Source organism: Streptomyces sp. NPDC086787, assembly GCF_044745865.1.
In the GTDB taxonomy this organism is placed as follows: Bacteria; Actinomycetota; Actinomycetes; order Streptomycetales; family Streptomycetaceae; genus Streptomyces.
Genome location: NZ_JBIVBC010000010.1, coordinates 197,172 through 214,583, shown reverse-complemented (window position 1 = coordinate 214,583; position 17,412 = coordinate 197,172). Strand labels below are relative to the sequence as shown.

21 protein-coding genes are annotated in these 17,412 nt (G+C 71.4%); 13 read left to right on the top strand and 8 right to left on the bottom strand.

The window, feature by feature from the left end; genetic code table 11:
- Positions 1 to 28: 28 nt before the first annotated feature.
- On the bottom strand, positions 29 to 1,027 hold the full coding sequence (locus tag ACIPK3_RS23730; protein ID WP_402572612.1) for an SDR family NAD(P)-dependent oxidoreductase: 999 nt from the start codon (positions 1,025 to 1,027) through the stop codon (positions 29 to 31).
- 11 nt (positions 1,028 to 1,038) lie between these two features.
- Entirely contained in the window at positions 1,039 to 2,214 is a 1,176-nt protein-coding gene (locus ACIPK3_RS23725; protein WP_402572610.1) for a UDP-N-acetylglucosamine--N-acetylmuramyl-(pentapeptide) pyrophosphoryl-undecaprenol N-acetylglucosamine transferase, read from the bottom strand.
- Between the two features lie 64 nt (positions 2,215 to 2,278).
- Here ACIPK3_RS23725 and ACIPK3_RS23720 point away from each other — a divergent pair, with 64 nt between their 5' ends.
- The 3 genes from ACIPK3_RS23720 to ACIPK3_RS23710 all read left to right on the top strand — a co-directional run bounded on the left by ACIPK3_RS23720 (position 2,279) and on the right by ACIPK3_RS23710 (position 5,255).
- Positions 2,279 to 2,998, top strand: coding sequence for a response regulator transcription factor (locus tag ACIPK3_RS23720; protein ID WP_402572608.1), 720 nt, complete (start codon positions 2,279 to 2,281; stop codon positions 2,996 to 2,998).
- Positions 2,995 to 4,413: an ATP-binding protein gene (locus ACIPK3_RS23715; protein WP_402572606.1), complete on the top strand. Its 1,419-nt coding sequence runs from the start codon at positions 2,995 to 2,997 to the stop codon at positions 4,411 to 4,413. The genes ACIPK3_RS23720 and ACIPK3_RS23715 overlap by 4 nt, the downstream gene beginning before the upstream one ends.
- A 305-nt stretch (positions 4,414 to 4,718) precedes the next feature.
- Positions 4,719 to 5,255, top strand: coding sequence for a transglycosylase SLT domain-containing protein (locus ACIPK3_RS23710; RefSeq protein WP_402572605.1), 537 nt, complete (start codon positions 4,719 to 4,721; stop codon positions 5,253 to 5,255).
- Here the strand turns inward: ACIPK3_RS23710 and ACIPK3_RS23705 are convergent.
- The 3 genes from ACIPK3_RS23705 to ACIPK3_RS23695 all read right to left on the bottom strand — a co-directional run bounded on the left by ACIPK3_RS23705 (position 5,249) and on the right by ACIPK3_RS23695 (position 6,949).
- A complete protein-coding gene (locus ACIPK3_RS23705; RefSeq protein WP_402572604.1) occupies positions 5,249 to 5,620 on the bottom strand; it encodes a hypothetical protein in 372 nt (123 codons plus the stop codon). The genes ACIPK3_RS23710 and ACIPK3_RS23705 overlap by 7 nt on opposite strands.
- Before the next feature lie 79 nt (positions 5,621 to 5,699).
- Positions 5,700 to 6,203, bottom strand: coding sequence for a hypothetical protein (locus ACIPK3_RS23700; protein WP_402572602.1), 504 nt, complete (start codon positions 6,201 to 6,203; stop codon positions 5,700 to 5,702).
- Between the two features lie 74 nt (positions 6,204 to 6,277).
- Positions 6,278 to 6,949 carry a hypothetical protein gene (locus ACIPK3_RS23695; protein WP_402572600.1) on the bottom strand — a complete coding sequence of 224 codons (672 nt, stop codon included), beginning with the start codon at positions 6,947 to 6,949 and terminating at the stop codon, positions 6,278 to 6,280.
- Positions 6,950 to 7,224: 275 nt separating this feature from the next.
- Here ACIPK3_RS23695 and ACIPK3_RS23690 point away from each other — a divergent pair, with 275 nt between their 5' ends.
- The 10 genes from ACIPK3_RS23690 to ACIPK3_RS23645 all read left to right on the top strand — a co-directional run bounded on the left by ACIPK3_RS23690 (position 7,225) and on the right by ACIPK3_RS23645 (position 14,701).
- On the top strand, positions 7,225 to 8,727 hold the full coding sequence (locus tag ACIPK3_RS23690) for a class II fumarate hydratase (protein ID WP_402572598.1): 1,503 nt from the start codon (positions 7,225 to 7,227) through the stop codon (positions 8,725 to 8,727).
- Between the two features lies 1 nt (position 8,728).
- Positions 8,729 to 9,544, top strand: a complete 816-nt coding sequence (locus ACIPK3_RS23685; RefSeq protein WP_402572596.1) for an MIP/aquaporin family protein — start codon at positions 8,729 to 8,731, stop codon at positions 9,542 to 9,544.
- Between the two features lie 100 nt (positions 9,545 to 9,644).
- Complete coding sequence (locus tag ACIPK3_RS23680) at positions 9,645 to 10,106, top strand: hypothetical protein (protein ID WP_402572594.1); 462 nt, start codon at positions 9,645 to 9,647, stop codon at positions 10,104 to 10,106.
- Positions 10,103 to 10,390: a monovalent cation/H+ antiporter complex subunit F gene (locus tag ACIPK3_RS23675; RefSeq protein ID WP_402572593.1), complete on the top strand. Its 288-nt coding sequence runs from the start codon at positions 10,103 to 10,105 to the stop codon at positions 10,388 to 10,390. The genes ACIPK3_RS23680 and ACIPK3_RS23675 overlap by 4 nt, the downstream gene beginning before the upstream one ends.
- A 22-nt stretch (positions 10,391 to 10,412) precedes the next feature.
- A complete protein-coding gene (locus tag ACIPK3_RS23670; RefSeq protein ID WP_402572591.1) occupies positions 10,413 to 10,751 on the top strand; it encodes a monovalent cation/H(+) antiporter subunit G in 339 nt (112 codons plus the stop codon).
- Positions 10,748 to 11,014: a Na(+)/H(+) antiporter subunit B gene (locus tag ACIPK3_RS23665; protein WP_402572590.1), complete on the top strand. Its 267-nt coding sequence runs from the start codon at positions 10,748 to 10,750 to the stop codon at positions 11,012 to 11,014. The genes ACIPK3_RS23670 and ACIPK3_RS23665 overlap by 4 nt, the downstream gene beginning before the upstream one ends.
- Positions 11,011 to 11,757 (top strand): MnhB domain-containing protein, encoded by a 747-nt coding sequence (locus tag ACIPK3_RS23660; RefSeq protein ID WP_402572589.1) that lies wholly within the window; start codon positions 11,011 to 11,013, stop codon positions 11,755 to 11,757. Before ACIPK3_RS23665 ends, ACIPK3_RS23660 begins: the two co-directional genes overlap by 4 nt.
- A complete protein-coding gene (locus ACIPK3_RS23655) occupies positions 11,757 to 12,104 on the top strand; it encodes a sodium:proton antiporter (protein WP_402572588.1) in 348 nt (115 codons plus the stop codon). The genes ACIPK3_RS23660 and ACIPK3_RS23655 overlap by 1 nt, the downstream gene beginning before the upstream one ends.
- A 2-nt stretch (positions 12,105 to 12,106) precedes the next feature.
- Complete coding sequence (locus ACIPK3_RS23650; RefSeq protein WP_402572587.1) at positions 12,107 to 13,924, top strand: complex I subunit 5 family protein; 1,818 nt, start codon at positions 12,107 to 12,109, stop codon at positions 13,922 to 13,924.
- A gap of 213 nt (positions 13,925 to 14,137) precedes the next feature.
- Positions 14,138 to 14,701: a hemerythrin domain-containing protein gene (locus tag ACIPK3_RS23645; protein ID WP_402572585.1), complete on the top strand. Its 564-nt coding sequence runs from the start codon at positions 14,138 to 14,140 to the stop codon at positions 14,699 to 14,701.
- Positions 14,702 to 14,722: 21 nt separating this feature from the next.
- Here ACIPK3_RS23645 and ACIPK3_RS23640 read toward each other — a convergent pair whose 3' ends face one another.
- From ACIPK3_RS23640 to ACIPK3_RS23630, 3 genes are all read right to left on the bottom strand, one after another.
- Positions 14,723 to 15,250, bottom strand: coding sequence for a hypothetical protein (locus ACIPK3_RS23640; RefSeq protein WP_402572707.1), 528 nt, complete (start codon positions 15,248 to 15,250; stop codon positions 14,723 to 14,725).
- Between the two features lie 115 nt (positions 15,251 to 15,365).
- Positions 15,366 to 15,620 (bottom strand): DUF6480 family protein, encoded by a 255-nt coding sequence (locus ACIPK3_RS23635; protein WP_402572583.1) that lies wholly within the window; start codon positions 15,618 to 15,620, stop codon positions 15,366 to 15,368.
- Positions 15,621 to 15,716: 96 nt separating this feature from the next.
- Entirely contained in the window at positions 15,717 to 17,186 is a 1,470-nt protein-coding gene (locus ACIPK3_RS23630) for an MFS transporter (RefSeq protein WP_402572705.1), read from the bottom strand.
- Positions 17,187 to 17,412 lie beyond the last annotated feature (226 nt).

The following is a 17,412-nucleotide window of genomic DNA, read 5'->3' as shown; positions in this document are numbered from 1 at the left end:
GCCGGGGCCGGCCGGCTTTCGCTGCCCGTCAGACCGCGTAGCGGCCCGGGGCGAACAGGTGGAGGTGGGACGCGATCCAGTCGGAGGTGTGGCGCAGGCCCTCGTCGAGGCCGACCTCGGGCTTCCACGAAGCCCAGGTACGGGCACGGGAGTTGTCCGACAGCAGCCGGTGGACCTCGCTGCCGGTGGGGCGCAGACGGGACGGGTCGACGACGATCTCGGCGTCCTTTCCGGTGACGGCGATGAGCTTGCGCGCCAGGTCCCCCACGGCGATCTCCTCGCCGGTGCCGAGGTTGACGACCTCGCCGAGCGCACGGTCGCACTGTGCCATGGCGAGGAAGCCCCGGGCGGTGTCGGTGACGTAGGTGAAGTCGCGGGTCGGGGTGAGCGAGCCCAGGTGTATCTCGCGGGCGCCGGAGTGCAGTTGGGCGAGGATGGTGGGGATCACGGCGCGGGCCGACTGGCGGGGGCCGTAGGTGTTGAAGGGGCGTACGACGGTCGCGGGCAGCTCGAAGGCGTGGTGGTGGGAGAGGACCATCATGTCGGCGCCGATCTTCGAGGCCGAATAGGGGGACTGCGGCTGGAGCGGATGGTCCTCGCCGATCGGGGCGGTCAGGGCGGTGCCGTAGACCTCGCTGGTGGAGGTGTGCACGAGGCGGCGGACCTGGTGGCGGCGACAGGCCTCGGCGATGTTCTCGGTGCCTGTGACGTTGACGGCGACGTAGGCGCCCGGGGAGTCGTAGCTGTAGGGGATGCCGATGAGCGCGGCGAGGTGGAAGACCGTGTCGCAGCCCTCGACCGCGTCCATCACGCGTCCCGGGTCGCGGACGTCACCCTGGATCAGCTCGACCCGCGGATCGTCCATGAGGTGGGCGAGGTTGCCCTTTTCGCCGTACGGCTTGTAGTGGACGAGCGCGCGGACGGTGGCGCCCTGCTGGACGAGGAGGTCGACGAGCGTGGAGCCGATGAATCCCTCGGCGCCGGTGACGAGGACGGTGCGGCCGCGGAAGAAGTCGGTTGCGTGCATGGGGTGGTTCCTCACTGTGCGCTGGTCAGGGATGTGGTGTGGGCGGCGTGGGGATGGCCGGCGAGCCGGAGGACCCGCAGTGCGAGCCGGTCGGCGGCGTCACGGTGGTGCGCTCCGTCTCCGGCCGCGGCGGCGGCCTGGGCCATGGCGCAGAGGCGGCCGGGATCGTCGAGCAGCGGGCCGACGTGGGCTTCCAGGGAGACGGCGGTGGTGTCCTCGTCGCGCAGCAGGACGCCGGCTCCGATGTCGGTGAGGGTGCGGGCGTTGTGGGTCTGGTGGTCCCCCGGAGCGTGCGGGTAGGGGACGAGCACGGCGGGCAGACCGACGGTGGCCAGTTCGGCGACGGTCGCCGAGCCCGCGCGGCACACCACCAGGTCGGCGGCGGCGTAGGTCTGGTCGATGCGGTCCAGGTAGGGCACCGCCGCGGCGATCCGGTCCGCGCCGGTGGCGCGCAGCCGGGCGCTCGCCTCGTCCACGGCGGCGGGCCCGGTCTTGATCAGCAGGCGTACGTCATCGCGCCACCGCCAGCGTTCCGCCAGGCCGAGTGCCGCCTCGGTGAGCCGGGCGGCGCCCAGGCTGCCGCCGTTGACGAGGAGCAGTCGGGTGCCGTCCGGGATGCCCAGGGCCCGGCGGGCGTCGGCACGCTGGGCGTCCCGGTCGAGTGCGGCCAGTGGGCCGGAGAGCGGCATGCCGACCACTTCCGGTCGGCTGGCGGCGGGCAGACCGGCGCCACTCGCCTCGAAGGCGAGCGCGACATGCGGGGTCAGCCGGGCGGCGAAGGCGTTGGCCCGGCCGGGCACCGCGTTCGACTCGTGGATGAGGCTGGGCAGACCGGCGAGACGCGCGCCGAGGATGACGGGGGCGCTCGGATAGCCGCCCATGCCGACGGCGACGTGTGCCCGCTGCTCGCGCAGGATCGCGCGGCACTGTCCGGCGGATTTCAGCAGTGCGACGGGCAGGGTGAAGCGCTTGGCGCCGAGCGACCGGTCGAAGGGGATCATGTCGACCGTGTGCAGGCGGTATCCGGCACCGGGTATCAGCCGGGTTTCCAGGCCTCGCTCGGTGCCGACGAACGAGATCACCGCGTCGGGCACCCGATGGCGCAGCGCGTCGGCGAGTGCCAGCCCCGGGTAGATGTGGCCGCCGGTGCCCCCGGCACCGATCACGACGGAGAGTGGATTGTTCATGCCCGGCACGCTCCCGAGCTGGTCTAAGAGGCTTCTAAGAACCGTTTTTGGCAGGCTGGACGCCATGAACGAGGCAGCTCAGGACGATTCCCGTGGCACTCCCCCGCGCGTGCTCGTGGTGGACGACGACCCCGAGGTGAGAGCCGCCCTGGAGGACGGGCTGGATCTTGAGGGTTTCACGGTCCGGGGTGTCGCCGACGGACTCGCGGCGCTGACGGCCGTGGCGGAGTGGGAGCCGGACGCCATGGTGCTGGATGTGATGATGCCGGTGGTGGACGGCCTCGCCGTGTGCCGGCGGCTGCGGGACCTGGGCGACCGTACCCCGATCCTGGTGCTGACGGCGCTCGACGCCGTCAGCGACCGGGTGGACGGGCTGGACGCGGGGGCGGACGACTATCTGGTCAAGCCGTTCTCGCTGGACGAGCTGGCGGCCCGGCTCCGTGCGCTGCTACGGCGTACCGGTCCCGGAGAGACGCCGTCCGCGGCCCGGCTGGGCTTCGCCGACCTGGTCGCCGATCCGGAGACACGTACGGCGACTCGGGCCGGACGGCGGCTGGAGTTGACCCGGACCGAGTGGACGCTGCTGGACCTGCTGCTGCGCCACCCCGGTCAGGTTCTGGAGCGTGAGACGATCATGCGCTGGGTGTGGGGCCGGGATCTCGGTCCGGATTCCAACTCGCTGGCTGTCTACGTCGGATACCTGCGCCGCAAGCTGGAGGCCGACGGGGCCTCGCGGCTCGTCCACACCGTGCACGGCGTCGGCTACCGGCTGGACGAGCGGTGACCCGGCCGCGTCGGCATCGCCGCCCTCCGCTGCGCCGCCGGCTGGCGCTGACCGCCTCGGCGGCGGTGGCGGGCGTGGCGCTCGCCGTGTGCGCGGGCGCGTACGCGGTCACCGTGTACACCCTCCAGCGGCAGTTCGATCTCCAGCTCACGCAGTCGGCCACGCTGGCGATCCAGCAGCACTCCGCGGAGGGGCCCGGTGTCCAGGCCGGGCAGTGCCAGTTCCTGGCCTCGCCGGCCTGTGCCCAGCTGGTGCCCGAGGCGCCGTCGGACGATCCGCGTGACGGGTATCTGCTGCCGGTCACGAGGGCGGTACGTGAGGTCGCCGGCCGTGATCGGGCGCCTTACTTCAGCAAGGCTTCGGTGGCCGGGCATCCGGTGCGGGTGCTCACGACGCCGGCCCGGAAGGGCCTGGCAATGCAGGTGGCGCTCCGTTCCGACGGGGTGAGCCGGGCCGAGCGCCAGGCCGCCGGGCTGCTGGCCGCGATCGGCGGGGCGGGTGTGCCCGTCGCCGCCCTGCTGGGTTACTGGGTGTCACGGTCCGGTCTGGCTCCGGTGACCCGGCTGACGTCGACCGCGGAGCGGATCACCGCCACCCGGGACGCCGGGCTGCGCATCGAGCTGCCGGCGGGGGCCCGGGGCCGTGAGGACGAGATCACCCGGCTCGCGGTCACCTTCAACAGCATGCTGGACGCGTTGGAGGAGTCCCTCGCCGCGCAGCGGCGACTGGTCGCCGACGCCTCGCACGAGCTGCGCACTCCACTTACGGCGCTGCGTTCCAACGCCGAGATCCTGTTGCGCGCGGACCGGCTGACCCCGCGGCAGCGGGAGCGTGCCACGGGCGCCCTCACCCGCCAGCTGCGGGAGGTCACCACACTCGTGAACGACCTGATCGACCTGGCCAGGGACGAGGAGCCGCCGCAGGCCCTGGAGCTGGTGCGGCCGGCGGCCCTGCTGGAGCACTCCGTGGCCGCGGCCCATGACCACTGGCCGCACATCGGCTTCGTTCTCGACAGTGATTCGGCGGCCGCGGCGGCCCTGACCGCCGCCGTGCCGAGCCGGCTGACGCGGCTGTTCTCCAATCTCCTGGACAACGCCGCGAAGTTCTCCCCGCCCGGCGGCCGGGTGGAGGTGGCCGCGCACCGGTCCTCCCGGGACGGAGGGCTGGAGATCACCGTTCGTGACCACGGTCCGGGGATCGACTCCGCCGACCTGCCGCACGTGTTCGACCGCTTCTACCGGGCCCGGACCGCGCGCGCCCTGCCCGGTTCGGGCCTGGGGCTGGCCATGGCGCGCCAGATCGCCCACACCCACGACGGGGAGCTCACGGCTCACCGGGCGCCCGGGGGCGGGGCGCTGTTCCGGCTGACGCTTCCGGTCAGTGAAATCGCCTCCGAAAAGGGCCTCCAGATGTGACGCCACCCATGAGAGCCAGCTCACGTCCTACCCCGCATCGTAGCCGGGAGGCGCTCCCACCAGCATAGAAATGCCGCAGACGCGAACATATCGGTCATTCCTCCGAAGAGGGGTAGTACGTCACAACCTTGCGCCCCACCCCACCGGCCGCTAACCATGGCTGTCGTTGCTGGGAGCCACGAGACGGACCGGGCGGAAAACGCCAGACCCGCCCGCTCCGGTTCACAGCGCGGGGCCCCGCCCCCATGTCACCGCTTCCGAAGCGGTGACACCGACGACGACCCCCACTGGAGAGTTCCTTCCGCATGACCACGAACACTCGCACCCACCGCATCGCCCGCCTGCGCAAGCTCGCCCTCACCGGCCTCGCCACCACCGGCGCCGCGGCCGCCGCGCTCACGCTGGTGCCCGCGAACGCCCACGCCGCCGAGATGAAGCAGGCAACCACCCACACCGTGGTCAGCGCCTCCGGCACCGGCAGCGACACCACCGACAGCGGCAAGGCCGGGACCACCGGCGCCAAGGGCAACCTGGACAGCTGGATCAACCAGGCTCTGAGCATCATGAAGGCCAAGGGCATCCCCGGCAGCTACGAGGGCCTGCACCGCAACATCATGCGCGAGTCCGGCGGCAACCCGAACGCACAGAACAACTGGGACGTGAACGCCCAGAACGGCACGCCGTCCAAGGGGCTGCTCCAGGTCATCGCCCCCACCTTCAACGCGTACCACGTGAACGGTACGGCCAACAGCCTGACGGACCCGGTTGCCAACATCACCGCGGCCGCCAACTACGCCGCCAACCGGTACGGCTCCATCGACAACGTGAACTCCGCCTACTGACAGGGCGAAAGCGCACGCACCGAGGCCGGTGCCGGCAGCAACACGCTGCCGGCACCGGCCTCGCCGCTCCCGAACGTGAGGAGCTCCGGCTCCGTGGTCGCCCTCGCGCCGGGCGCTGCGACCGCGTTCGCCGGGACCTCACCGCGAGGGGGGAACGAGGGCGCCGGGGCGGCCGTCGTCAGCCGTACCCGCCGGGCTGAACGCCGCTCCGTCACGGCGCAGATGGCGGCCCACACGCACGCGGCCCAGAGGGCGGTCATCGCCGCCTCGCTCCACGGCGCGTGACCGACGAGCAGCAGAATCGCCGTACCCGACAGGGACAGCAGCAGGCCGGCGACGGCGAGCCCACGCCATGTCCCTCTCATTCCCGGCCCCCGGGAACACAGGTGACACCGCCGGCGCCCTCAGGGGGAAACCGGCGGCGCCACTGTACGCGTCAGACGGTCACAGACAGATGTTGAGGTAGTAGTCCCCGCCGGATTCCTCGGTCCGGTCGATACGTACGAACCCGCGGGCCTTCTTGTACTCGCCGGTGCCGCCGGTGATGGCCACGTCGTACGGGAACACCTCCTGACCCCGCTGCGCGTGCTCCCAGGTGATCTCACCGTCGGGGAGGAGGTAGCTGCCCCGGCAGAGGGTGGTGTGCGTGGTCGGCGCCACGCTGGAGGTGACGCACGTCGTCACCTCGTGGCCGTAGGGCTGTCCGTCGCGGAAGAGATCGGCGGTGCTGAAGAGCTGACCACCGACCGTGCCGGACCATTCCCCCTCGCTGGGGAGAAACGTCTGGCTGCCGGTGTTCTCGGTCCGCAGGTGAAGGACGACGGTGTGGTCGCTTCCGCCACCCCCGGCCAGGGGAACGGGGTCGCCGACCGCGGAGGCGGTGCCCGCGAAGCCCGACAGCGTGATTGCGGCTGCCGCCGCGGCGGCCCATCTCGAACGGGGAATCATGTTTTCCTCACCTGGTTTCTCTCGCTCATTCGTGGACGTGACGGGTTGCTCGACTTGCGGCACCGGGTACGGCCTCAGGTGGCGCAGCCGGTGACTGCGGCGGGGCTCCCGGCGCAGTTGGTGGGGGTGTTGCCGGTGATGGTGGTCGTCGTCGGAGCGAGGGGGACGCTGGTCCAGACGCCTCCGGGTGCGGTCTGGGCGCGGTTGGCGGTGATACTGGTACCGGTGATGGTCACGGCGACGCCGATGTTGTACAGGCCGCCGCCCTGGGAGCCGGTGCCGGTGGCCTTGTTGCGGGTGATGGTCGCGCCGGTGACGGAGGCCGTGGCACCGGTCTGGGTGAAGATGCCGCCGCCTTTCGAGTACCGGCCGGAGGCGAGGTTGTCGCTGACCGTGTCGGCGGCGGTGGTGTTCTGGAGTTGCAGGGAGCCGCCGAGTGCGGCGATACCGGCTCCCTGCCCCTGGGCGCCGATGATCCGGTTGCTGCTGACCCGTGTGTCGTCCAGGGCGGCCAGCGGGAGTCCGTCGACACCGCCGCCGACCGTCGGGGCCGTCAGGACGTACACGCAGTAGGGCACGAGGTCGACGGTGCCCCCGGCACTGACGGCCGCCTTGAGGGCCACGATGTCATTGCAGGTGACAGCGGCGTGGGCGGGAACCGCGGCGAGGAAGGTCACCGCCGCGGCGGCCAGCGCGGCGGAAGCCAGCGAGCGGACCAGGTTTCGGACCGCGGGACGCTGCGGCATGTGTGCTCCTCCGGGAGGGGAATCCGGACCGGGTGCCACCTACGACTCGGCGTGGGAAAGCGGGCATGGAAGCCATAACCGCACCGTGCGCCCGACACGCCGGATCCGGGGGGTTGCCGCCGACAAACACCCGTAGAGAGCAGTGCTCCGACCCCGCCCGGACCAGGACCGGCCGGAGCCCGACCACCCCATTGGCCGGACCTCGGTCATTCGTTCGGCCGACAATGGATGTCGGGCGTCATGGACGGCCGGGCCGCCGGGGAAGGCATTGCGCCATGACTCACGCGACTCGCACGGACAATGCCGCGGCGCCGAAGATCCTCGACGTGTCCATCGGGCTGGACGCCACCGGGGAACGGCGGGAATTCGACAGCCTGGGCACGGTGATGGTGCCGGCCGACCGGTACTGGGGTGCGCAGACCCAGCGCAGCCTCAAGCACTTCAACATCGGCCGGGACCGCATGCCGAAGGAGGTGTATCACGCCTACGGGTATGTGAAGAAGGCGGCGGCCGCCGTGAACACCGAGGCCGGTCGGCTGCCCGACTGGAAGGGCCGGCTGATCCAGCGGGTGTGCGACGAGGTGATCGGCGGGGCGCTGGACGAGGACTTCCCGCTGTATGTGTTCCAGACCGGGTCCGGCACCCAGTCGAACATGAACGTGAACGAGGTCGTCTCGAACCGCTGCATCCAGCTGGTCGGCGGCAAGCTCGGCTCGCAGGACCCGGTACATCCCAACGATCACGTGAACATGGGCCAGTCGAGCAACGACACGTTCCCGACGGCGATGCACATCGCGGCGTACAGGATGGCCACCGAGAAGACCATCCCCGCGCTGAAGCGGCTCCGGGACGCGATCGAGGCGAAGTCCAGGCAGTGGAACGACGTGGTCAAGATCGGCCGGACCCATCTGGAGGACGCCTGTCCGCTGACCGTGGGTCAGGAGTGGTCCGGCTACGCGGGGGCGCTGGACGACGCGATCGCCGAGGCCGAGCACGCCACCCACGGGCTGCTGACGCTGGCCATGGGAGGGACCGCCGTCGGCACCGGGCTCAACGCGCCGGCCGGTTTCGGCGATCAGGTGGCCGCGCGGATCGCCGCGATGACGGGCGCCCCGTTCAGGACGGCACCGAACAAGTTCACGGCGCAGGGCACGCTGGACCGCATGGTCCGCGCGCATGCCGGGCTCAAGACGGTGGCCGTCACCCTGTTCAAGATCGCCAACGACATGCGCTGGCTGGGTTCGGGGCCGCGTACGGGCATCCAGGAACTGATCCTGCCGGCCAACGAACCCGGTTCCTCGATCATGCCCGGGAAGGTGAACCCGACCCAGGCCGAGGCCATGCTGATGGTGTCCATCCAGGTCATCGCCTCCGACGTGGCCGTGGGCATGGGCGGCGCGGAGGGGAACTTCGAGCTGAACGCCTTCCGCCCCATCCTGATCGCCAACTACCTCCACTCCGCGCTGATCCTGGCGGACATGTGCGACCACTTCCGGGAGTTCATGATCGAGGGCGCCAGGCTCAACCAGGCCAAACTCAAGGAGAACATCGACCGGTCGGTCATGATGGTCACCGCGCTGTCGCCGGTCATCGGCTACGACCAGGCCTCCGTCATCTCCCACTACGCCATCGACCACGACACCACCCTCAAACAGGCCGCCCTCGCCAACGGGGTGTCCGAGGAACTCTTCGAACGGGTGGTCAACCCGCTCGCCATGACCCGGGGAGGCAGCGCCGACCTGCCGAACGGAGCGTCCGGACCAACCGGAAAGTCCTGACATGGACTCCATGCGGCCCAGCGCCGCGGCACCGGTCGGCAAGGCCGCCCTGATCGCGTCGGTGGGTCCACGCGGCTACGCGGACTGGGCCAACCCCGATCACCGGCTGCGGCGGCTGCTCGCCGAGTTCATCGGGATGGCCGGGCTGACCTTCGTCCTGTCCGGAGGTGCGGCGGTCCTCGCCCGCTACGGCGGCGAGGGCCAGCAGCCCTGGCAGGTGGCCCTGGTCCTGTCGTTGGTCTCCGCCCTGTGGCTGCTCGTGGCCGTGTACTTCCTGGGCGACATCTCCGCCCACTTCAACCCGGCCATGACGCTGGCGTTCGTACTGCGGCGCGACATGGGCCTCCCCATGGCCGGCGCCTACTGGGCCGCCCAGTTCGCCGCCGGGATCTGCGGTTCCCTGCTGGCCCGCGGGTTCTTCGGTCCGGCCGGCAACCTCGCGGCCACCATGCCCCAGCCCGGGCTGTCCTGGCAGGCCGCGGGCTTCGAGGCGGTCATCAGCTTCGGCCTGGTGCTGATGGTCCTGTGTCTGGCCGACGGGCCCAAGCTCAACGGGCCGTTCGTCCCCCTGGCGGTGGGGGGCTACATCCTGGCCTGGGGCACCATGGGCGGCCCGTTCGACGGGGCCTCCATGAATCCGGCCCGCAGCCTGGGTCCCGATGTCGCCCTGGGCGATCTGTCGACCTGGTGGGTCTATCTGACCGGCCCCGTGGCAGGCGCCGTGCTCGCGGTCGCCGTGACCCTCTTTCTTCGCGGCTCGGCCACCGTCGCGGAGGCCACGGCCGCCGAGGGCACACCGCTCGGCCAGACGAAGTGACCGGGGCGGTGGCGGGTTCGCCGGTGACCGCGTCCCGGTTGGCATCAACGATGCGGGGTACTCGCGCACCCGACATCCGGATCACGCACGGAGGACGCCGATGCCCGCAGCCGCGGTCGAGGTCATGGCGTGGTTCGCCGTACTGAGCGCGATGGCCGTGGTGTGCGTCGGCCCGCTCTCCCCCGTCGAGCTGACGGTGGGTGCGCTCGCCGCCCTGGGCGGGGCGTTCGCCGCACGACGCGTCCGGCTGGCCGCCGGGGTGGGCTGGGGCGGCGGCCGGGGTGCCCCGCGTGCCGTGCTCATGCTGCCCGCGGCGGTCGTGGGCGGCATCGCCGCGCTGCTGACGACTCTGGCTCACCGACGGGGCAGTGGCAGCCGAAGGCTTCGCCGGGTCCGGCTGCGTGACGGGTGCGACGCGGGGTGGTCGGCGGCCGCCATGGCGTTCTCGCCGGACACCTGTGTACTCGGCATCCCGCGCGACGACGAGGTTCTGCTGCACAGCCTGCGAGCCCGTCCGGGGCCCGTGGAGCGGGCTGTGTCACGGGCCGAGGATTCCTCGTGAACGCGTGGGCGGCGGCCGCTCTGACGCTGCTGGTCCTGGTGGTGCCGGCCTGCGTCTGGCTGGCGGCGCACGGCAGCACGGTGCGCCGGCTCGCAGGGGTCTTCCTGCTGTCGACCGTGACCGGTGCGCTCTTCCTCGTGCTTCCCGAGGCCTATGGCCGGCCCGCGTACCAGGACCTCGCGTTGATGCTGGCCGTGATGGCACCCACCGGGACGCTCGTCTTCACCCGCTTCGTCGCCGGCCGGAGCCATGACGCCGGGACGACGGACCACGGCAGCGGCTGACCGGGAGAAGGTGGGGTTGACGGTGCGTCACATCGTGGTTCTGGTCCTGCTGTGGGCGGGCGTGGCATGCATGGTGCTGTCCGCCGTGGCCGTGGTTCGCCTGCGCGACACGGTCCTTCGCCTGCACGGACTGGCTCCCGCGTCCTGCGCAGGGGTGCCGCTCGTCGCCGCGGCCGTCGCCGTCGAGCAGGGGGTGAGCCGGGCCGCGGTCAAGACGCTGTTGATCGGTCTGCTCTTCGCCGCGGGCGGGACCGTCACCACGATCGCCGTCGCCCGGGCCTCGGCCCAGGCCGAGGAAGACATCGGGGAAAGTACCGGAGAAGGCGCCGGAGGAAGCGCCGGGAAAGGTGTGGAGTGGTGAACGACTGGCTGATCGGTGTCTGTCTGGTGTTCGTCGTGGTCGACGCCACGCTGGCGGTGTTCACCCGTGATCCGGCCCGCCAGGCAGTCGTCCTGTCGGCGCTGGGACTTGGTCTGGCCGCCCTGTTCGCCGTGCTCCAGGCTCCCGACGTCGCCCTGTCGCAACTCGCCGTCGGCACCGCGCTGACACCCCTTCTCATCCTCCTCACGGTCCGCAGGATCAGCCGCAGCGCGGCGGCCGAGGACGACGAGGAGCGCCGGTGACGGCCCGCGCCCGGCTGATCGTCCTCCTCGCCGCCGCCGTCGTCATCGCCGTGTACTACACCGTCGCGTGCGGGGCCCTGCCGGACTTCGGCTCGGCCGACCACCCCTACGGCGACCGGGCCGTGCGGGCCGCCCTCGCCCACCGCACGGCGAACGTGGTCTCCTCCGTCAACTTCGACCTCCGCGCCTTCGACACCCTCGGCGAGGAGTCCATCCTCTTCTGCACCGTGCTCGGCTCGACCCTGCTGCTGCGCCGGGCCCGCGACGAGGGCCGCCGGACCGCCAAGGCGGAGCGGGTGCTGCCCACCACTCGGCTCTACGGCGCGCTGCTGCTGCCGGTCACCCTGCTCGTCGGCGTCTACATCGTCGCCCACGGCCAGCTCAGCCCCGGAGGCGGCTTCCAGGGCGGCGTGATGCTGGCAACCGCCCTGCACCTCGGATACCTCGCGGCCGACTACCGGGTGCTCCAGCGGATCCGGCCGCTGACCGTGCTGGACGTGACGGACTCGATGGCCGCCGCCTCCTACGCCCTGGTCGGGCTGGGGGCTCTGCTCGCGAGCGGGGCGTTCCTGAGGAACGTCCTGCCCCTGGGCACCTTCAACCAGATCACGTCCGGCGGCACCGTGCCGGTGCTCAACGCCGTCGTGGGCATCGAGGTCGCGAGCGGCGTCATCGTTCTGCTCGCCCACTTCCTCGACCAGGCCGTAGTAGTCACCGATCCCGACGAGCAGGAGACACACTGATGGGCATCTGGCCCTACCTCGCCGCCGGCTGGGTCCTTCTCGTCGCTCTCTACGGGCTCGTCACCAGCCGCAATCTCGTGCACTCCATCGGTTGTCTGGCGGTCGCCCAGTCCTCGACCTATCTGCTGCTCCTGGCCGTCGGGTACCGCCGGGGCGGTACCGCCCCCGTCTACTCCGACATCCCACCGGGGCGGCGGCCGGTGGTCGACCCGGTCGTCCAGGCCCTGGCGCTGACCGACGTCGTGGTCGGCGCGACAGTGACCGCCCTGCTGCTCGCGCTGACCATCCAGTTGCGCAAGCGCCACCGGACCGTCGATCCGCAGGCCCTGACCGGTCTGCAGGGGTGAGCGTGACCGGTCAGTACCTGCTGCCCTTGGCCGTGGTCACGCCCCTGCTCGCCTCCGCGCTGCTCGCCGTCGCGGGGCGACGGCTCCCCCGTACGGGCTGCGACGTGATCGCGACGGGGGCGGCCGTGGCCGAGGTCGTCTGCCTCTCGCTGCTGTGGACGCGCGGCGGGGAACTCGCCACCGCGTACCTGGGCGGCTGGCCCGCCCGGCTGGGTGTGGTGCTCGCCGCCGACCGGCTCGGCGTGGGCCTGGCGCTGCTGGCGGCCGTACTGGTGCTCGCGGTCGTCGTCTACTCCTGGCGGTACTTCGACGAGCCCGAGCAGGAACGGGCCGGTGTCTTCCCCGCCCTGCTGTTCCTCTTCGAGGCGGGGATGGTGGGCTTCGCGCTCACCGGCGACCTGTTCAACGCCTTCGTGTTCTTCGAACTCATGGGGGCCGCCGCCTACGCGCTGACCGGCTACCGCATCGAGGATCCACGGCCCCTGCAGGGCGCGCTCACCTTCGGCATCGTCAATTCCTTCGCCGCGTACTGCTCCCTGCTGGGCATCGGCCTCGTCTACGCCCGCACCGGTGAGCTGAACCTCGCCGGCATCGGCCGGCAGATGGCGGAGCATCACACCGACATGCTGACCGTCGTCGCGTTCGTCCTTGTGTCGACCGCGCTGCTGGTGAAGGCCGCCGCCGTGCCGTTCCACTTCTGGCTCCCCGACGCGCACGCCGTGGCCCCCACCCCCGTGTCCATGCTCATGTCCGGTGTCATGGTCGAACTCGGTGTGTACGGCATCGCCCGTGTGTACTGGACCGTCTTCGCCGGCCCCGGAGGCATCCCGCACCAGGCGTTCCGCACCACCCTCATCGTCCTCGGAGTGGTCACCGCGCTGCTCGGCGCCGCCATGTGCTGGCAGCAGCGGCATCTCAAACGCCTGCTGGCCTTCTCGACCGTCAGTCACGTCGGCCTGTTCCTGATCGGCGTGGCCCTGCTCAGCGCCGACGGCGTCGTCGGATCCGCGGTGTACATCGCCGCTCACGGCTGTGTGAAGGCAGCCCTTTTCGCCCTCACGGGGGTGCTGCTCGACCGGTACGGCTCCGTCGACGAGCACGGGCTGCACGGCAGGGGGCGCCCGCTCACCCTGGTGGGGGTGCTGTTCGTGGTGGGCGGGCTGGCGCTCGCGGGGATGCCGCCGTTCGGTACGGGTCTGGGCAAGGCGCTGACCGAGCACGCGGCCACTCACACCCAGCCCTGGCTGCCGGTCGTGTTCGTCGCCGCCTCCTCGCTCACCGCGGGAGCCGTGCTGCGTTGCGCGCTCGGCATCTTCTGGGGAGTCGGGCCAGTCCCCCGCACCCCGCCGGGCGAGCGGGAGACCACCGGCGAGGGCGAGGAACCCGAGGTCCGGTCACCGGGGCGGCCCCTGCCCCCCGCGATGATCATCGTCCCGGCCGTGCTCCTGGCCCTCGCCGCACTGGCGGGTGCGGTGCCCGCCTTCACCGCCGCCCTGGGCGGCGGTTCCGCCGCGTTCACCGACCCCGCGCAGTACGCCGCCGCGGTTCTCACCGGCGGACGTCATCGGCCCGTCGGGCCACTGCCGGACACGGCGTGGAGTGCCTCCGGCGTGCTGCTCGGGCTGTTGTCGGCGGCCCTCGCCTGTGCCGTCGCCGTCGTGGCTGTCCATCGCCGCACATCCCGGGTCCGTGACGACGGGCCGACGGCCCGCGCCGTCCGCACCCTGCGCCGCCTCCACTCCGGTCATGTCGGCGACTACCTGGCCTGGCTGGCGGTCGGCGTGGCCGTCCTGTGCGTGGCGATCGGCTCCCAGAGCTGACCCGAACACCGGCCGGCCGGGCCCCGCGCACCGGTTCGGGCGGCGGCCGGCGTCGGTTCGTCACCATCTCGCGGACCCCGTCCCGAAGATGACGCGGCGCAACGTCGCGGCACGCGTGGTCACATCGGAGGAGCTGGAGTTCGTGTGAGGCCGCCGAGTACGGGCACTCGGCTCGGCGGTGGGGCCGTTCGGGCCCGCCGCGGAGGTGAGGACATGGGACACGGTGGAAACGTGATCGACGAGCTCGTCACCGATCACCGGGAGGTCGAGGAGATCTTCGGCAGGATCGAAGCGTTGCCGCCCGGCGACAAGGACCGCAAGGTCTATGCCGACCAGGCCACTATGGAGCTGGTCCGGCACTCGGTGGCAGAGGAGGCATACCTCTACCCGGCGGTGCGCGAGCACGTGGCGGGCGGGGACGCGCTTGCCGACAAGGAGATCGAGGATCACTCCACGGCGGAGCGCCTCATGAAGGACCTGGAGGCCTGCGAGGCCGACGAGCCGCAGTTCAACCGGCTGGTGGGCAGGCTGATGAGCGAGGTCCGCGCGCACATCGCGGACGAGGAGGAGAACCTCTTCCCGCGGCTGCGCGCCTCCTGCCCGCCCGAGGCTCTCGACGACCTCGGTGACAAGGTTCGTACGGCGAAGAAGGTGGCGCCCACCCGGCCGCACCCTTCCGCTCCGGACACGCCGCCGGCCAACAAGCTGCTGGCGCCGGGCGTCGGGCTGGTCGACCGGCTGCGGGACAGGCTGAGCGGACGGGGCAAGCTCGACTGACGCGACGCGGCCGGCAGAGCCTCAGATGGTGACCGTGCGGCCCGGGCCGAGGAGGTCCAGGAGGCGCAGGAGCCCGGCCTGGTGCAGCTCGGCGACGGGGGCCAGCAGATCGGGGTGCCGCAGCAGCGCCGCCGCGCGGCTGTCCGTCTCGCCGGGGGTGAGCAGGCGGCGGAAGTCCACCGGCGCCGCCTCCGTGTGCTGCCCCTCGGCGAGTGCGGCCACCGCGCGCCTCGCCAGCGCCGGGTCGGCGAGGAGCGCGGCGGCCCAGCTCGCCACGGTCTCGTCCACCCAGGTCCGCCAGGCCTCCTCCGTTTCCGGATCGGACTCCGCGCCGGTGAGCCAGTCGAGCCCGGCGGCACCGCCCGGGCCGGTCACGCCGACCAGTCCGGCGTCCAGGGCGGTGGGGTATCGCAGCCAGGCCGCGACGGTCACGGCCTGCCGCGCCTGCACCTCGCACAGGGCCTCGGCGAGCGCGCTTCCGCCGGACGGAAACGCGCTGGTCAGCCAGCGGGCCGTGGCCGCGATGAGGGGCGAGAGATCCGTGAGCACCGGGTACCGTCCGAGCGGGTCGCACATGAGCGGGAACGGACAAAACGGTAGCGCGAGCGGTGGTCGTGCCGATATGCCCGACGCCACTCCGGGCGGCGGGCACGCGAAGGTCCCGTCAGGTGTTCACCAAGACGATCGCCATCGCCAACAGGCCGACGGCGATGAGCACGACGACGGCCCAGATGAGGGCGAGCGGCATGACCGTCCACCCTCTGCTCAGCGCTTCGCGCTCCGGCGCGCCGAGCGCGGAGAGCCCCGACTCGGCGGGAGGCGCCGCTCCCGCGGCCATGGCCCGGTCCTCCGGGACCGACAGGCCCTCCACCGGGCGGGCCTCGTGCGGGGCGACCGTGTGTGCGTGTCTGACGTTCATGGTCTCAGCCCTTCGCATGTCATGGCCCTACGCATGTCACGCAGACGGGTTTCACGGCTTGCGCGCCCGGAAACACGGCTGGGGCCGGCGTCTCGGTCAGTCTTTGGCCGAGGGGCCGGTCCGTGCGAGTGCGTACAGCTCGTCCGACAGCCTGACCAGCTCTCGCTGTTCCTCCTTGGATCCGACCATCGGCCGGGAACCGCTGAGTGGGGACTGGGCGCTCTCCGGGAGGAACTTCACCGTGAGCAGGCCGATGGCACCGGCCACCATCAGGTAGTAGGCGGGCATGAGGTCGTCGCCGGTGATGTTCACGAGCGCCTCGGTGAACAGCGGTGTGGTGCCGCCGAACGCGGACACGGCCACGTTGAAGCCGATGCCCATCGCCGCGTAGCGCACCGCAGTGGGGAAGAGAGCGGGCAGGGTGGCCGCGCTCGGGGCCGCGAAGCAGGCCAGCAGGGTGGCGAGGACCAGGACGCCGAGGACCGGCGGCCACCATCCGTCCGCCTTGATCAGCAGGAAGGACGGCACGGCCAGGGCGATCATCGCGGCCGCCGCGACAGCGTAGACGGGGCGGCGGCCCACCCGGTCGCTCAGCCGGCCGAGGAAGGTGATCAGCAGCACGATCCACAGCATGCCGAGGAGTACCAGGGCGTCGGCCGAGCTGCTCGACCGGTGCAGGGTCTCGGTCAGATAGGTGGGCAGGTATCCGGTCACCATGTAGTTGGTTACGTTGTAGAGCAGGACCAGACCCATGCAGATGAGCAGCGGCCGCCACTGGTTCCGGACGATCGACTTGATCTCGCGGCCCGCCGACTTCTGGGCGAGTTCCCTTTCGTGCTCGTCGAGTTGCTGCTGGAAGGCGGGCGACTCCTCCAGTCTGAGCCGGATGTAGAGCCCGATCACACCGAGCGGTCCGGCCACCAGGAAGGGGATCCGCCAGCCCCAGGACAGCATCTCGGCGTCGCTCAGCGCCAGGTTCAGGACGGTGACGAGGGCGGAACCGAGTGCGTAGCCCACGAAGGTGCCGAAGTCGAGCCAGCTGGAGAGGAACCCCCGTCGGCGGTCCGGCGCGTACTCGGCGACGAAGGTGGTGGCGCCGCCGTACTCGCCGCCGGTGGAGAAGCCCTGGACCATGCGGGCGAGCAGCAGCAGGACGGGGGCGGCGATCCCGATCGTGGCATAGCCCGGGATCAGCCCGATGGCGAACGTGCCCGCCGACATCATGATCATGGTGGTGGCCAGTACCTTCTGTCTGCCGATCCGGTCGCCGAGGGGACCGAACACCAGGCCGCCGAGCGGGCGCACGACGAAGGCCGCGGCGAAGGTGGCGAAGGACGAGACGAGCTGAGCGGCGGGCGAGGCGCCGGGAAAGAAGACCTTCCCGATCGTGGCGGCGAGGTAGCTGTAGACGCCGAAGTCGAACCATTCCATGCAGTTGCCGAGGGCGGAGGCGCCGACGGCGCGTCTGAGCATCGGCCGCTCGACCACCTGGACGTCCTCCGCGCGGAAGGCCCGTTCGTTGCGGCGCAGCCTGCGGATCAGTTCCTCCCGGGCATGACGCGGCATCCGCACGACGTCTTGCCGGGGCCGCACCCCGCCCGGGTCCAGCTCGTCCACGCCGCCTCCCTCGGGTTGATAGCGGTGGATACCCGGCTGGGTGAATGTCAGTGCATACCAGGCATACCAGGACGTCGGGTCCCGGGCCCATTCCTCCCATGTGGATGGTTAAGTTACTCATTGACTTACGAAGAACTGCCTTCCGATACGCGCTGGACCGCGATCCCCGACGACA

What these genes read in the sequence shown, in the direction of transcription:
- ACIPK3_RS23700 (WP_402572602.1), bottom strand. Translation starts at nt 6,203, where the DNA reads ATGATTCCCCGTTCGAGATGGGCCGCCGCGGCGGCAGCCGCAATCACG.
- ACIPK3_RS23730 (WP_402572612.1), bottom strand. Translation starts at nt 1,027, where the DNA reads ATGCACGCAACCGACTTCTTCCGCGGCCGCACCGTCCTCGTCACCGGC.
- ACIPK3_RS23630 (WP_402572705.1), bottom strand. Translation starts at nt 17,186, where the DNA reads ATGCCGCGTCATGCCCGGGAGGAACTGATCCGCAGGCTGCGCCGCAAC.
- ACIPK3_RS23655 (WP_402572588.1), top strand. Translation starts at nt 11,757, where the DNA reads ATGGGCATCTGGCCCTACCTCGCCGCCGGCTGGGTCCTTCTCGTCGCT.
- ACIPK3_RS23685 (WP_402572596.1), top strand. Translation starts at nt 8,729, where the DNA reads ATGGACTCCATGCGGCCCAGCGCCGCGGCACCGGTCGGCAAGGCCGCC.
- ACIPK3_RS23690 (WP_402572598.1), top strand. Translation starts at nt 7,225, where the DNA reads ATGACTCACGCGACTCGCACGGACAATGCCGCGGCGCCGAAGATCCTC.
- ACIPK3_RS23710 (WP_402572605.1), top strand. Translation starts at nt 4,719, where the DNA reads ATGACCACGAACACTCGCACCCACCGCATCGCCCGCCTGCGCAAGCTC.
- ACIPK3_RS23725 (WP_402572610.1), bottom strand. Translation starts at nt 2,214, where the DNA reads ATGAACAATCCACTCTCCGTCGTGATCGGTGCCGGGGGCACCGGCGGC.
- ACIPK3_RS23645 (WP_402572585.1), top strand. Translation starts at nt 14,138, where the DNA reads ATGGGACACGGTGGAAACGTGATCGACGAGCTCGTCACCGATCACCGG.
- ACIPK3_RS23695 (WP_402572600.1), bottom strand. Translation starts at nt 6,949, where the DNA reads ATGCCGCAGCGTCCCGCGGTCCGAAACCTGGTCCGCTCGCTGGCTTCC.
- ACIPK3_RS23635 (WP_402572583.1), bottom strand. Translation starts at nt 15,620, where the DNA reads ATGAACGTCAGACACGCACACACGGTCGCCCCGCACGAGGCCCGCCCG.
- ACIPK3_RS23705 (WP_402572604.1), bottom strand. Translation starts at nt 5,620, where the DNA reads ATGAGAGGGACATGGCGTGGGCTCGCCGTCGCCGGCCTGCTGCTGTCC.
- ACIPK3_RS23720 (WP_402572608.1), top strand. Translation starts at nt 2,279, where the DNA reads ATGAACGAGGCAGCTCAGGACGATTCCCGTGGCACTCCCCCGCGCGTG.
- ACIPK3_RS23680 (WP_402572594.1), top strand. Translation starts at nt 9,645, where the DNA reads ATGCCCGCAGCCGCGGTCGAGGTCATGGCGTGGTTCGCCGTACTGAGC.